Raw genomic sequence first — 13,510 nt, forward strand, 5'->3', positions numbered from 1 at the left:
GGGCCGGTCAGGTGCGGCGGCGGGCGCGGCGGGCCGACAGCGTGCGGTTCACGCGGTGGCTCGCCAGCTTCACCAGCAGCGGCTGCGGCGGCCGGCGCAGCACCCCGGGCGTCAGGTGGTGCACGCCGGTGGCCGTGCGCAGCATCAACCCGGCGGCGCGGCGGCGGCGGTCGTCCCACGGCAGCCCGTACTGCTCGCGCAGCTCCGCCGGCAGCAGCGCCGCCGTCAGCAGCCGGAACACCGCCAGCCCGGGGGCGAGGACGCGGAGCTTGCGGGGCCACAGCACCGCGTCGGCGACCTCCCGCGCGGTGCCGGTGACCTCCAGCTCCGCGAGCGTCTCGGCCATGTAGGCGCGGAACGCCGCCAGGTCGGGCGGCTGGGCGTCCAGCGGGCAGCCGAGGACCTCGGCGACGACGCGGGACTGGCGGTAGTACTCGGCGGCCAGGCCGGCGTCGCCGCCGCGGGGGCGCATGACGTGCTCGTAGATGTGCAGCGCCGAGTCGATGAGGGTCGCGTTCACCCACAGCTGCAGATCGGGGTCGTTGCCGGTGTAGCCGTCGCCGCGGACGGTGGTGTGGATGCCGCGGACCTTCGCGGCGATCCGCGCGACCTCCTCCGGCGTCCCGAACGTCACGATCAGCAGGAAGTCCAGGGTGCCGAACAGCCGGGCGAGGGGCCGCTCGGCGAAGTCGCTGTGCTCGGCGACGCCCAGCGCCACCCGCGGATGGGCCAGCTGCATCAGCAGGGCGCGGCCGGCGCCGAGGCCGATGAGCGGCTCGGCGGCGACCCGGCGCAGCACGTCCCGGTCGGCGAGCCGCTCGGCGAGCCGCTCCGGCGCGGGGATCGGCGGGGTGGCGGGCACGGTACCTCCCGTGGGTCGGGGCGGGCCCGGCCATCCTCGCCCACTTATTGGCAAATGGTCAATAAAGGGCGCGGGCAGCCGTTTCCGAGGTCAGGGGACCGGCTGCGCCGGAACAGGCGGGAATGGTTCCGCGGCGACACCGCGGGAAACGGTCACCGTGTGGGCCACTTTCTCCACGTCCGGACGGGGGAGGACTCCACCTTCAGGAGGAACCGCCCCGGGGTGCCGGGACGCTACGGTGATCCGATCGCACTGTACGTCGGAAAGAAATCCAGGATGTGTGCATGATAGAGGCGAAGAACCTCACCAAACGCTACGGCGACAAGATCGCCGTCGACGACCTCTCCTTCACCGTCGCCCCCGGCAGGGTGACCGGCTTCCTCGGCCCCAACGGCGCCGGGAAGTCGACCACCATGCGGCTCCTGCTCGGCCTGGACCGGCCGACCCGCGGCCACGCCCGCATCCACGGCGTCCACTACCGGGACCTGCCCTCGCCGCTGCGCACCGTCGGGGCCCTGCTGGAGGCCAAGGCCGTCCACACCGGCCGCAGCGCCTACAACCACCTGCTGGTGCTCGCCCAGACGCAGGGCATCGAGCGCCGGCGGGTCGACGAGGTCGTCGAGCTCGTCGGGCTCGGCGGCGTCGCCCGCAAGCGCGCCGGCGGCTTCTCCCTCGGGATGGGGCAGCGCCTCGGCATCGCCGCCGCGCTGCTCGGCGACCCGCAGGTGCTGATCCTGGACGAACCCGTCAACGGCCTCGACCCCGAGGGCATCGTCTGGATCCGCACCCTCATGCAGCGGCTCGCGTCCGAGGGGCGCACGGTGCTCGTCTCCAGCCACCTCATGAACGAGATGGCCGTGACCGCCGAGCACCTCATCGTCATCGGCCGCGGCAAGCTCATCGCCGACTGCTCCACCGAGGAGTTCGTCGAGCGCAGCACCGAGAAGACGGTGACCGTCCGCACCCCCGACGCCGCGCGGCTGTCGGAGGTCCTCGCGGCCGAGGGCGCCAGGATCCGGCCCGGCGAGGACGGGCAGCTCACCGTCGTGGACATGGAGGCGCCCCGCGTCGGGGAGCTCGCCGCCGCCGAGGGGGTCGTCCTGCACGAGCTGACCCCGATCCGGGGCTCGCTGGAGCGGGCCTTCATGGAACTCACCCGCGACAGCGTCGAGTACGACGCCGCGGCCGGCGTCGACGCCGCACCGGCCGTGCCCGCCGCTCCGCCCGCCGCCGGTCCCGCCGAGAAGGGGGAGGCCCGATGACCGCCGCCACCGAGCACGCCGCGCAGCCCACCGCCCCCACCGAGCACCGGCGGCCGGGATTCGCGCGCCTCCTGCTCGCCGAATGGACGAAGATCCGCACCGTCCGCTCCACCATGTGGTCGCTGATCCTCTACGTCGGGCTCAGCCTCGGCTTCACCACCCTGCTCGTGAGCCTCATCACCGCGACGTGGAACGACGCGACCGAGCAGGACCGCGCGGCGATCACCATGGACCCGGTCAGCTTCATCCTCGGCTCCGGGTTCTTCGGCCAGCTGGTCGTCTGCGTCCTCGGCGTCCTGGTGATCACCGCCGAGTACTCCACCGGCATGATCCGCGCCACCTTCCTCGCGGTGCCGCGGCGGCTGCCGGTGCTCTGGGCGAAGGCCCTGGTGTTCACCGCGCTGATCCTCGTCGCCGGGCTCGCGGTGTCGTTCGTGTCGTACTTCATCGGCACCGCGATCCTCGGCGACAAGGTCCAGGTCTCCCTGAGCGACGAGGGCGTGCTGCGCTCGGTCATCGGCGGCGGCCTCTACCTGGCGATGCTCGGCCTGTTCTCCCTCGCCATCGGCGCGATCGTGCGGCACACCGCCGGCGCCATCACCGGCGTCATCGCGCTGGTGCTGATCGTGGGGCCGCTGGCCATGCTGCTGCCCGGCAAGATCGGCGACTACGTCTACGGCTACATGCCGTCCGAGGCGGGGTACCTCATCACCTCGGCGCGGCAGGGCGAGGACGACCTGCTGTCGCCCTGGGAGGGCTACGGCGTCTTCGCCCTGTGGACGTTCGCCCTCCTCGCGGTCGCCGCCTACCTCCTCAAACGCCGCGACGCCTGACGAGCGGCGCCCGCACGGCCACCGTGCGGGCGCCGCCGTCCCGGGTCCGCGGTGCGCCATCCACCCCGTCGCCCCCGGGTGCGGCGTCGACGCAGGTCGCGCGGACCATGTAGAAAGTCGTCATGAGCGGGCGGGCCGGCGGCCACGACGACGGCCGTGACGGCGGGCGGGACGGCGGCCGTGACGGCGGTGTCGACGAGGTGACCTCGGCGCTGCTGACCGCGTCGCGGCTGCTCGTGGCGATCTCCGCGCGGTCCCTGGCCGCCGTCGAGGACACCGTGACGATGCCGCAGTTCCGGCTGCTGGTCGTGCTGTCCTCGCAGGGCCCGGCCAAGCTCGTCACGCTCGCCGGGCTGCTGGAGGTCAACCCGTCCACCGCGATGCGGATGGTCGGCCGGCTCACCACCGCCGGGCTCGTGGACCGGCAGGCCAGCCCGCACAGCGGCCGCGAGGTCCGCATCCAGCTCAGCGAGGCCGGCCGCGCCCTCGTCGACGACGTCACCGCCCGCCGCCGCGCCGGCATCGCCGCCGTCGTCTCCCGGATGCCGCCCGCCCAGCGGCACGCCCTGGTCGCCGCGCTGCGCGCCTTCACCGAGGCCGGCGGCGAACCCGCGGTCGGCGGCCTCGCCCGCCTCGGCTGGACCTGACCCGCCGCACCCCGCCCCGAGACCGGACCGGGCCGGGAGGACCGGCGAGATCGCCGCCGGGTTGAACCCCCGCCGCCCCCGCGTGCGTACCAGGCGGGTGACGTCTCTCTCCTCCCGACCGAAAGGACGGCGGCGCCATGCGAGGACCCCGCCCGGCCACCGTGGCGGCGTGCGGGCTGGCCGCGGCGCTGCTCGTGGGCGGCTGCGCCCCGATGGGCCGGCAGAACACCGACGGCGGCGTCCGGCAGGTGCAGGCCACCGGCGGCCCGGCGGCCGGCGGCGCCGGGGCCGACGACGCCCGCGCCACCGGCGGCACCCTCACCGCCGCCGACCGGCTCCTCCTCGTGCAGCTCCGGCAGTCCGCGCTGTGGGAGATCCCGGTCGGCCGCGCCGCCGCCCGCCGCGGCTCCCAGGGCGCCACCCGCGTGAACCTCGGCCAGATCGCGAACCGGCACGTCCGGTTCGACGCGGTCAACCGCGCCATGGCCGCCAAGCTCAACGTCCCGCTGCCGAACGGCCCGAACGCCGAGCAGCAGAGCTGGATGTCGGAGATCACCGGCAAGTCCGGCACCGACTACGACAAGACCGCCGTGGCGCGGATGCGGACCGAGCAGGGGCTGCTGTACGCGCGGGCCGCCGCGGTCCGGGCCAGCACCCGCAACACCACGATGCGGCAGTACGCCCAGCAGGTCGAGACGTTCCTCAACGGGCAGCTGAAACTGCTGGAGGCGACCGGGTTCGTCACCGTCGACACGCTGCCCGACCCGCCGACCGTCACCGGCGCGCCCCCGCCCGGCGTGCCGGGCCGGCGGGCGTCGCCCGCGCCCGCGGCGACCTCCGTCCTCGCGGGCCGCTGACGCGCCCCGCGGGCGACGGGCGCCGAAGCTACGGGCCGAGCTCGGCCAGCAGGGCCTCCAGGGTCGCGCCGAGGGGCGCGTCCAGCCTGACCAGCGCGTGCTCGTCGCCGCGCGTCGCGCCGCGGTTGACGATCGCGACGGGGATGCCGTGCCGGGCCGCGTGCCGGACGAACCGGTACTCCGACAGCACCGCCAGCGACGAGCCGAGCACCAGCAGCGCGCCCGCCCGCTCGGTCAGCGCGTAGCAGTCCCGCACCCGGGCCGGCGGCACGTTCTCCCCGAAGAAGATCACGTCAGGTTTGAGCGGGCCGCCGCAGCGCTCGCAGTCCACCGTGCGGAACGCCTCGGTCTCGGCATCGCCGAGGACGGCGTCGCCGTCGGGGTTGATCACGGTGCCGGCGACGCGTTCGGCCCAGCCGGGGTTGGCGGCCCGCAGCCGCTCCGCCAGCCGGGTCCGCGCGGTGCGGTCGCCGCAGTCCAGGCACACGACCCGGTCCAGCGCGCCGTGCAGCTCGATCACGCCGTGCGCCCCGGCGGCCTGCTGCAGCCCGTCGACGTTCTGGGTGATGATCCCCGCGAGCAGCCCGCGGCGCTGCAGCTCCGCGACGGCGCGGTGGCCCGCGTTCGGCCGCGCGGCGGCGATGTGCCGCCACCCGAGGTGGCTGCGCGCCCAGTACCGGCGGCGCGCGGCGGCCGACCCGGTGAACTCCTGGTACGTCATCGGGTCGGTGCGCCGCAGCCGCCCCGTCTCGCCGCGGTAGTCCGGGATGCCCGACTCGGTGGACAGGCCCGCGCCGCTCAGCACCACGACGTCGCCGTCCGAGACCAGGTCGGCGAGCATCAGCAGCGGCGCGGTCTCCCCGTCCCCGGCCGGGCGGCCCCGAGCAAGCTGCGTCACCCCTCCATCCTGCACGACCGGGAAGGGTGGGCAGGCCGCCGCCGGAGCCGCGGCCGGGTGCGCGGCCGGGTGCGCCGGCGGGGGTGCCGCCGGGTGCGGGTCAGCCGCGGTCGCCGTCGTCGCGCCCCGGGTTCTCCAGCTGGAAGAAGTTGCTCTGGGAGCCGTCCTTGCGGTGCTCCTGGTAGAGGAAGTTCAGCTCCCGCTCGTCGAACGTCCGGAACCAGTCGTCCCAGGAGATGTGCTCCAGGTTCTCCCCGCCGTGCCCGGGGAAGTCGAACAGCAGCCGGCCGGGCCTGCCCTCGTACTCGCTGCCGGGCACCGTCGACGGCTCGGCGCCGCGCTCCTCGGCCCAGCGGCGGATGACCTCGTGGTCGGTGGTCACCAGGCTCCGCCCGGGCCGCTCCTCGTGCTGGTCCGGCGAGGTCACCTCCTGCTGGTACCGGTGCTCGCCCTGGACCGGACGCTGCGACTCGCCCATCACTGCCCCCCAGATCGGATGTTCGGGTCCTCGGGTGCCCCCTACCCGCCCATCCGGCGGCTAACGGCCGGGTCAGGACGCGGCGCGGCGGGTGCCGCGCCGGGAGGTGCGCCGCCCGCCCGCCAGGGTCAGCGCCAGCCCGGCCGCCACGGCCACCAGGCCCGCCCCGGCGGCGGTCAGCGGGACGACGGCCTTCAGCAGCCCGATCTTGCCGGCGCCGTCGTCGGACTTCGCGCGCAGCGCCTTGCGCGAGTCCGGCGTCAGCCGCAGGTCCAGGTCGGCCACCACGAGGCTGCCCGGCCCCTCCTTGGGCCGCAGCGTCGACACGATGTGCCGCCGCTGGTCGACCGGGGCGCCGGTCCGCACGTCGATCCAGTAGGTGGCGTCCACCCGGTAGTGGCGGTCCACCTCGACGGCAGGATCGCCCTCGGGGCGCCCGAACAGCGCGGCGGGCAGCGCGGGCAGCTCGCCCGCGACCTTGGTCTCCGGGATGCGCTGGACGAACCGGTACGTCAGCAGCCCGTCGACGCGCTCCTCGCCGTCGAACACCGCCGGCCAGCTCCGGCGCGTCGAGTTGTCGAACACCTCGACGTCCTTCTTGCTCGCCTCCACCGGCCAGAACAGCCCGACGCCGGACATGTTCACGTTCTTGTCGCCCTGCACCGCCGCCTCGCAGCAGTTCTTCAGCCGGCCCGTGCGGCGGTCGAAGGCGTACCGGGCGTTCTGGATCTCGACCGTGTAGCCGCGGTCGAGGTCCTGCAGGACGGTGGCGCTGTCCCAGACGGCGGTGCCGTCGCGGGCGGCCTTGACGTCGCCGCGGACGGTGGCGGTCGCCGTCACGGTCGCGCCGGTGCGGACCGTGACCGTCGACGCGTCCAGGTAGGTGGCGTTCTCGGCCTGCAGCCGCGAGACCTGGTAGATGTCGGTGGGCGCGCCGATCAGCATGGGGGCCGCGTAGAAGCGCACCAGGACGCCCGCGGTGACCAGGAACGCGCCGAGCCCGATGAGCGATACGCCGATGATCCTTCGCACTGCACGCCTCCCGGCCCGGCCATCGGATTGCCGGTTAAGTGTGATTTATCGCACTGATCCTCTCGTGTCCCGCTCACGAAAGGAACGCTTCCTGCTCACGAACTGATGACCGCGGACCCCGCCACGGGTCCGCGACGGGCGTGAGGCGCAGTTAACGCGCGGGTGACCTCCGGGTTCCCCGCGGGAAATACGGGCCGCCCAGCATCGGGGTTCATGGGAGCCGACAGCGAAACGAACAGGCGGCTGGTCGTGGCGGGCCACGGCCCGGCCTCGCACCGCCTCGTGGAGGCGCTGCGCGAGCGCGACACCGCGGGCACGTGGACGATCACCGTCATCGGCGAGGAGGGCCGCGCGGCCTACGACCGCGTCGCGCTGACCTCGCACCTCGACGGCGCCGACCTCGCCTACCCCGCGCACGGCGGCGGGGTCACGGTCGTCACGGGCGAGCGGGTCACCGCGATCGACCGCGCCGCCCGGACCGTCACCACCTCCGCCGGCCGCGTCGCCGGCTACGACGCGCTCGTGCTGGCCACCGGATCGGCGCCGTTCGTCCCGCCGGTCGACGGCCGCGACCTGCCGGGCGTGTTCGTCTACCGGACCATCGACGACCTGGACGCGATCCGCGAGTACGCGCGCGGCCGCACGACCGGCGCGGTCGTCGGCGGCGGGCTGCTCGGCCTGGAGGCCGCCCGCGCGATCCAGAACCTCGGCCTGGCCAGCGGCGTCGTGGAGGCCGCGCCGTGGCTGATGCCCCGCCAGCTCGACGAGGGCGGCGGCGCGATGCTGCGCCGCCACATCGAGGGCCTCGGCATCGCCGTGCACGCCGGCGTCCCGCTGCGCGTCCTGGAGGCGGGCGAGGACGGCGCGGTCGCGCGGATCGTGCTCGCGGACGGCTCGGCCGTCGCCGCCGAGGTCGTGGTGTTCTCCGCCGGGATCCGGCCGCGCGACGAGCTCGCCCGCGGCTGCGGCCTGCCCGTCGGCGAGCGCGGCGGCATCGTCGTGGACGCCTCCTGCCGCACCGCCGACCCGGCCATCTGGGCGATCGGCGAGTGCGCCCTCGCCGGCGGCACCGTGTACGGGCTCGTCGGCCCGTGCTTCTCCATGGCCGAGGTCGTCGCCGACCGGCTGCTGTCGGACGCGAGCACCGCCGTGTTCGAGGGCGCCGACACCTCGACCAAGCTGAAGCTCCTCGGCGTGGACGTCGCCAGCTTCGGCGACCCGTTCGCCGGCCCCGAGGACGGCGCGCTCGGCGTCACCTACACCGACCCCGTCGCCGGCGTCTACAAGCGGCTCGTCGTCAGCGACGACGCCCGCACGCTCCTCGGCGGCGTCCTGGTCGGCGACGCCGAGTCGTACGCGACGCTGCGCGCCCACGTCGGCGGCGACCTGCCCGGCAGCCCCGAGCAGGTGCTGTTCGGCGGCACCGAGACCGCGGGGGCGGACCTGCCCGGCGCGACCGTCATCTGCTCCTGCAACAACGTCACCGCCGAGGGGATCCGCTGCGCGATCTCCGACGACTCACTCACCGACCTGGCGGACGTCAAGGACTGCACCAGAGCCGGGACGAGCTGCGGAAGCTGCGTCCCCCTGGTCAAGCGGCTCCTGGACGCCGAGCTGACCGCCGCCGGCATCGAGGTCGGCACGGCCCTGTGCGAGCACTTCGACCACAGCCGCGCCGAGCTGTTCGACATCGTCCGCGCCGGGCGGATCACGAGCTTCACCCAGCTCGTCCAGGAGCACGGCAGGGGCCGCGGCTGCGACATCTGCCGGCCCGCCGTCGCGTCGATCCTGGCGAGCCTCGGCGGTGGCCACATCCTGGAGGGCGAGCAGGCCGCCCTGCAGGACACCAACGACCACTTCCTCGCCAACCTGCAGAAGAACGGCACCTACTCGGTGGTGCCGCGCGTCCCCGGCGGCGAGATCACTCCGGACAAGCTCATCGTGATCGGCGAGGTCGCCCGCGACTTCGGGCTCTACACCAAGATCACCGGCGGGCAGCGGATCGACATGTTCGGCGCCCGGGTCGAGCAGCTCCCCGAGATCTGGCGGCGGCTCGTCGACGCCGGGTTCGAGTCCGGGCACGCCTACGGCAAGGCGCTGCGGACGGTGAAGTCGTGCGTCGGGTCCACCTGGTGCCGCTACGGGGTGCAGGACTCGGCCGCCATGGCGATCCGCCTCGAACTGCGCTACCGGGGCCTGCGCGCCCCGCACAAGCTGAAGTCGGCGGTGTCGGGGTGCGCCCGCGAGTGCGCCGAGGCGCAGAGCAAGGACTTCGGCGTCATCGCAACCGAGAACGGCTGGAACCTCTACCTGGGCGGCAACGGCGGCATGCGGCCCCGGCACGCCGACCTGTTCGCCACCGACCTCACCGACGAGCAGCTGATCACTTATATCGACCGGTTCCTGATGTTCTACATCCGCACCGCCGACCGGCTGCAGCGCACCGCGACGTGGCTGGAGACCCTGGACGGCGGCCTGGACTACCTCCGGGAGGTCATCGTGGACGACCGGCTCGGCATCTGCGCCGAACTCGACGCCGCGATGGAGCGCCACGTCGCGCAGTACTCCGACGAGTGGCGCGACACGCTGGACGACCCGGACCGCCTCAGCCGGTTCGTGTCGTTCGTCAACGCCCCGCGCACCCCCGACCCGAGCATCGCGTTCGAGGTCGAGCGCGAGCAGATCAAGCCGGCCCCGCCGGCGGTGTCCCGATGAGCGCCCCGATGGGCGCCCTGGCGAGCGCCCCCGGCGGCGCCGCGGCGGGCGCGGGCGTCGTCGTGGTCGGCAACGGCATGGCCGGGTCGCGGTTCGTGACCGAGCTGCGCGACCGCGACCGCGGCGTGCCGGTGACGGTGTTCGGCGCCGAGCCGCAGCGCCCCTACAACCGGGTGCTGCTGTCGGACGTCCTCGCCGGGGCGGCCCGGCCCGACCACATCAGCCTGGTCGACGCCGCCTGGTACGCCTCCTGCGGCGTCGACGCCCGCCTCGGCGTCGAGGTCACCCGCATCGACCGCGCCGCGAAGACCGTGCACGCCTCCGACGGGACCGCCACCCCCTACGACACCCTCGTCCTGGCCACCGGCAGCACCGCCTTCATCCCGCCGTTCCCCGGCCTGGAGGACGGCCTGCCGGCGGGCGCCCTCGCGTTCCGGACGCTGGAGGACTGCCGCCGCATCTCCGAGCTGGCCGACACCGCCGTCCGCGCGGTCGTCGTCGGCGGCGGGCTGCTCGGCATCGAGGCCGCCCGCGGCCTCGCGGGCCGCGGCCTGGACGTCACCGTCCTGCACCTGGCCGGCCACCTCATGGAGCGCCAGCTCGACCCCGCCGCCGGCCGAGTGCTGGCCCGGACGCTGGCGGGCCTCGGCATCGGCACCCGGCTGCGCGCCGACGTCACCGCGCTGGAATCGGCCGGCGGCTCGGTGACCGGCGTCCGGCTGGCGCTGCCCGGCGGCGGGACCGAGACCATCGCCGCCGACCTCGTCATCCTGGCGTGCGGCGTGCGGCCCGAGGTCGGCCTCGCCCGCGACGCCGGCCTCGCCGTCGGCCGCGCCGTGCTCGTCGACGACGAGCTGCGCTCGGTCACCGACCCCGCCGTCCGCGCCATCGGGGAGTGCTCCGAGCACCGCGACGAGGTGTACGGGCTCGTGGCGCCCGCGTGGGAGCAGGCGGGGGTGCTCGCCGGGCTGCTGGCCGGCACCGACCCCGCCGCGCGGTTCACCGGCGCCCGGCAGATCACCCGTCTCAAGGCCGCCGGGATCGAGCTGGCCTCGATGGGCGAGACCCACCACGGCGACGACGACGACGGCGTGGAGGTCGTCCGGTTCACCGACGCGGCCCGCGGCACCTACAAGAAGGCGGTCATCCGGGACGGGCGCCTCATCGGCGCGATCCTGCTCGGCGAGACCGCCACGGCCGGCACGCTCACCCAGCTCTACGACCGCGCCGACCCGCTGCCCGCCGAACGCCTCGGCCTGCTGTTCCCCGGCCTCGGCGGCGCCGTCGAGACCGCGTCCCCGGTCCGCATGCCGGACGCCGCGACCGTCTGCCAGTGCAACAACGTCACCAAGGGGCAGGTCCGGGCCTGCTGGCAGGCCGGCGCCCGCACCGCCGGCGACGTCGCCCGCGAGACCAGGGCGGGCACCGGCTGCGGCAGCTGCCGCGGTGCGCTGGAGGGCATCGTCGCGTGGCTGGACGGGCAGGAGACGGCGGGCGGGCCCGCGCCCGCCGACGTGGCCTGACGCGCGGCGGGTAGGCTCCGCCGCAACGTGCACACCGCGCGGCCGCCCCCGCAGGACCGCCCGCAGGAAAGGACGCTCCATGACCGACCCCGCCCCCTTCAGCGAGGACGTCGTGCGCCAGATCATGCGCCACATGAACGACGACCACGCGGCCGACTGCCTGACGATCTGCCGGGGGCTGGCCGGCCGGCCCGGGGCGACCGCGGCGCGGATGACGGGCATGGACGCCGACGGCATCGACTTCGCCGTCACCGAGGGCGGTGCCGAGGGGCAGGTGCGGATCCCGTTCAGCGAGCGCCTCACCGAGCGGCCGCAGGTGCGGCGCGAGGTCGTCCGCATGACCGAGGAGGCCCGCGCCGCCCTCAGCGCCTGAGCGGACCCCTGGACTTTCCCGACGCCGCGTCGGTAAAGTAACCGACGTCACGTCGGGAAAGTTCACCGCGACACCTTCCCGGGGGAGTTAGGTAAGGCTAGCCTAATCCCGGAAAGGGAGGGATCGATGGACAGTGCTCGAACGGACGGTGCCGGCGCGGGGGAGTCGTTCTCGGCGCGGCTGAGGGCCGCGACCTGGAGCGACCACGGCGACAACGAGACCTCCGCCTACATGAGCGCGCTGGTCGAGGGCCGCCTCGGCCGCGACGAGTACGCGGTGCTGATCGCGCAGCTCCACCCGGTGTACGAACTGCTGGAGGACGCCGCCGACCGGATGGCGGCGGACCCCGCCGCCGGCCCGTTCGACCTGCCCGGGCTGCGCCGCCTCGAGGCGCTGGAGGCCGACCTGGCGTTCTTCTACGGCCCACGCTGGCGCTCCCGGATCGAGCCCGGCGCGGCCACCGCCCGCTACTGCGAGCGGCTCCGCGAGGTGTGCTTCAGCTGGCCGGGCGGCTTCGTCGCCCACCACTACACCCGCTACATGGGCGACCTGTCCGGCGGGCAGTACATCGGCCTGCAGGTCCGCAAGACGCTCGACCTGGCCGCGGGCGACGACGGCGTCCGCTTCTACCGCTTCACCGGCAAGCCCAAGGCGTACAAGGACCGCTACCGCGGCCTGCTGGACGCCGCCCCCTGGGACACCGGCGAGCAGGAGCGCGTCATCGGCGAGGTCAAGACGGCCTACCGCCTCAACGCCGCCCTCACCGCGGAACTCGGCGGCAGCCTGCGGCCCAGCGCCGCCTGACTCTTCCGCAGACCCGTAACGGTCACCGCGTCCACGAATTTCCGGATGTCCGGAAAGTGGGCGCGGTTTGCCGTGGCTTGACCTGGAGATCCGGTAGGCACACGAGGGGCGGACGACGTCCCCGACCGACCGGAGGTCCACCATGCTCGCGATCGTCGCCGCGATCGTCTTCGCGCTCGCCCTGCTGTTCGACCTGGCCGACATCACCTCGGACGCCATCAACAACGGGACGCTGACCGTGCTCGGCCTGCTGCTGCTCGCGCTGCACCTCGGCGGGGTCGGCGCCGGCACCGACTGGCGCTCGCGCGGCCGCGGCCGCACCCGCGCCCGCCGCTGACCCGCCTCCGCCGCGGGCGCCCGCCGCACCCGCGCCCGCGGACCCCGTCCCGCCGCCGGGCCGCGCGACCACCCGGGGTCGCGCGGCCCGGCGGTGTCATGCGCACCCGCTCCGCCCGCTAAAAAATCTACAATGTAAAGGCGCCGGGCGGCGGCTACAGGTGATCCCACCCGGCGAACGCCCGCAGACCCGCCGGGTCCGTCACGATGATCTTCCGCCAGCCGGTCCGGACGAGCCCCTCCCCGCGCAGCGTCGCGAGCGCCCGCGCGACGGTCTCCCGCGAGGCGTCCATCCAGCTCCCGAGCTCCTCCTGGGACAGCGGCGGCCCCAGGGCGACGCCGCCGGAGGCGTCCGGCGGGCAGTGCCGCGCCGACCGGTCCGCCAGGTCGGCCAGCAGGATCGCCAGCCGCCGCGCGCCCTGCGCGGACACGTGCGCCTGCAGCCGGCGGCCCGCGTCGTCGAGGCGGCGCACGAACGTGCCGCTGACCAGCCGCCACACGCGCGGATGGGCGTCCAGGAAGCCGGTGAAGCGGGAGGCGGGCACGACCAGCGCCCGGACCGGGCCCAGCGCCGCCACCGTCGCCGACCGCTCCCGGCCGCCGAGGACCGCGCTCTCGCAGACCAGGTCGCCCGGCCCCCGCACGGCCAGCACCACCTCGCGGCCGTCCGGCCCGGACGAGGTCACCTTCGCCCAGCCGGACTCGATGACGATCAGGTGGTCGGAGTCGTCGCCCTGGTAGCACAGCGGCATCCGCGTCCCGTACCCGCGGGGCCGCGCCACCCGCCGCAGCGCCGCCCGCTCCGCCTCGTCCAGCGCGTCCCAGAACGCGTCTGACGGGCCCGGCGCGAGCCCGCCGCCCGCCGCACCCCCGGGCCGTCCGCTCACCAC

14 protein-coding genes are annotated in these 13,510 nt (G+C 74.8%); 9 read left to right on the forward strand and 5 right to left on the reverse strand.

Annotated elements, in window-relative coordinates; genetic code table 11:
• Positions 1-7: 7 nt before the first annotated feature.
• Positions 8-862: an oxygenase MpaB family protein gene (locus E1200_RS23155; RefSeq protein ID WP_243708767.1), complete on the reverse strand. Its 855-nt coding sequence runs from the start codon at positions 860-862 to the stop codon at positions 8-10.
• A gap of 284 nt (positions 863-1,146) precedes the next feature.
• Here E1200_RS23155 and E1200_RS23160 point away from each other — a divergent pair, with 284 nt between their 5' ends.
• The 4 genes from E1200_RS23160 (at position 1,147) to E1200_RS23175 (ending at position 4,461) form a co-directional block, all read left to right on the forward strand.
• The gene (locus E1200_RS23160) at positions 1,147-2,124 is read left to right on the forward strand and encodes an ATP-binding cassette domain-containing protein (protein ID WP_131954169.1); all 978 of its coding nucleotides are present in this window, start codon (positions 1,147-1,149) and stop codon (positions 2,122-2,124) included.
• Complete coding sequence (locus E1200_RS23165) at positions 2,121-2,957, forward strand: ABC transporter permease (protein ID WP_131954170.1); 837 nt, start codon at positions 2,121-2,123, stop codon at positions 2,955-2,957. Before E1200_RS23160 ends, E1200_RS23165 begins: the two co-directional genes overlap by 4 nt.
• Positions 2,958-3,079: 122 nt before the next feature.
• On the forward strand, positions 3,080-3,604 hold the full coding sequence (locus tag E1200_RS23170) for a MarR family transcriptional regulator (RefSeq protein WP_131954171.1): 525 nt from the start codon (positions 3,080-3,082) through the stop codon (positions 3,602-3,604).
• 137 nt (positions 3,605-3,741) lie between these two features.
• A complete protein-coding gene (locus tag E1200_RS23175) occupies positions 3,742-4,461 on the forward strand; it encodes a DUF4142 domain-containing protein (protein WP_131954172.1) in 720 nt (239 codons plus the stop codon).
• A gap of 28 nt (positions 4,462-4,489) precedes the next feature.
• Here the strand turns inward: E1200_RS23175 and E1200_RS23180 are convergent, their stop codons facing one another.
• The 3 genes from E1200_RS23180 to E1200_RS23190 form a co-directional block, all read right to left on the reverse strand.
• Entirely contained in the window at positions 4,490-5,359 is an 870-nt protein-coding gene (locus E1200_RS23180) for an NAD-dependent protein deacetylase (RefSeq protein WP_347813232.1), read from the reverse strand.
• Positions 5,360-5,459: 100 nt separating this feature from the next.
• Positions 5,460-5,837: a hypothetical protein gene (locus E1200_RS23185; RefSeq protein ID WP_131954173.1), complete on the reverse strand. Its 378-nt coding sequence runs from the start codon at positions 5,835-5,837 to the stop codon at positions 5,460-5,462.
• 72 nt (positions 5,838-5,909) lie between these two features.
• A complete protein-coding gene (locus E1200_RS23190) occupies positions 5,910-6,869 on the reverse strand; it encodes a DUF3068 domain-containing protein (protein ID WP_165950429.1) in 960 nt (319 codons plus the stop codon).
• Between the two features lie 213 nt (positions 6,870-7,082).
• Between E1200_RS23190 and nirB the strand changes: the two genes are divergently transcribed.
• The 5 genes from nirB (at position 7,083) to E1200_RS23215 (ending at position 12,621) form a co-directional block, all read left to right on the forward strand.
• Positions 7,083-9,584, forward strand: coding sequence for a nitrite reductase large subunit NirB (nirB, locus tag E1200_RS23195; protein ID WP_131954175.1), 2,502 nt, complete (start codon positions 7,083-7,085; stop codon positions 9,582-9,584).
• Complete coding sequence (locus E1200_RS23200; RefSeq protein WP_243708768.1) at positions 9,581-11,107, forward strand: FAD-dependent oxidoreductase; 1,527 nt, start codon at positions 9,581-9,583, stop codon at positions 11,105-11,107. The genes nirB and E1200_RS23200 overlap by 4 nt, the downstream gene beginning before the upstream one ends.
• Before the next feature lie 79 nt (positions 11,108-11,186).
• On the forward strand, positions 11,187-11,480 hold the full coding sequence (locus E1200_RS23205) for a DUF2470 domain-containing protein (protein ID WP_131954176.1): 294 nt from the start codon (positions 11,187-11,189) through the stop codon (positions 11,478-11,480).
• Positions 11,481-11,606: 126 nt separating this feature from the next.
• Entirely contained in the window at positions 11,607-12,284 is a 678-nt protein-coding gene (locus tag E1200_RS23210) for a biliverdin-producing heme oxygenase (protein ID WP_131954177.1), read from the forward strand.
• Positions 12,285-12,426: 142 nt separating this feature from the next.
• Entirely contained in the window at positions 12,427-12,621 is a 195-nt protein-coding gene (locus tag E1200_RS23215; protein ID WP_131954178.1) for a hypothetical protein, read from the forward strand.
• Positions 12,622-12,775: 154 nt separating this feature from the next.
• Here the strand turns inward: E1200_RS23215 and E1200_RS23220 are convergent.
• The coding region (locus E1200_RS23220; protein WP_347813233.1) for a Crp/Fnr family transcriptional regulator at positions 12,776-13,510 on the reverse strand (735 nt) is incomplete at its 5' end.

It is taken from the genome of Actinomadura sp. GC306 (genome assembly GCF_004348665.1).
In the GTDB taxonomy this organism is placed as follows: Bacteria; Actinomycetota; Actinomycetes; order Streptosporangiales; family Streptosporangiaceae; genus Spirillospora.

Bases quoted from the DNA above. Each gene is read 5' to 3' on its own strand.
- E1200_RS23160 (WP_131954169.1), top strand. From the start codon at position 1,147: ATGATAGAGGCGAAGAACCTCACCAAACGCTACGGCGACAAGATCGCC.
- E1200_RS23165 (WP_131954170.1), top strand. From the start codon at position 2,121: ATGACCGCCGCCACCGAGCACGCCGCGCAGCCCACCGCCCCCACCGAG.
- E1200_RS23170 (WP_131954171.1), top strand. From the start codon at position 3,080: ATGAGCGGGCGGGCCGGCGGCCACGACGACGGCCGTGACGGCGGGCGG.
- E1200_RS23175 (WP_131954172.1), top strand. From the start codon at position 3,742: ATGCGAGGACCCCGCCCGGCCACCGTGGCGGCGTGCGGGCTGGCCGCG.
- E1200_RS23185 (WP_131954173.1), bottom strand. From the start codon at position 5,837: ATGGGCGAGTCGCAGCGTCCGGTCCAGGGCGAGCACCGGTACCAGCAG.
- nirB (WP_131954175.1), top strand. From the start codon at position 7,083: ATGGGAGCCGACAGCGAAACGAACAGGCGGCTGGTCGTGGCGGGCCAC.
- E1200_RS23200 (WP_243708768.1), top strand. From the start codon at position 9,581: ATGAGCGCCCCGATGGGCGCCCTGGCGAGCGCCCCCGGCGGCGCCGCG.
- E1200_RS23205 (WP_131954176.1), top strand. From the start codon at position 11,187: ATGACCGACCCCGCCCCCTTCAGCGAGGACGTCGTGCGCCAGATCATG.
- E1200_RS23210 (WP_131954177.1), top strand. From the start codon at position 11,607: ATGGACAGTGCTCGAACGGACGGTGCCGGCGCGGGGGAGTCGTTCTCG.
- E1200_RS23215 (WP_131954178.1), top strand. From the start codon at position 12,427: ATGCTCGCGATCGTCGCCGCGATCGTCTTCGCGCTCGCCCTGCTGTTC.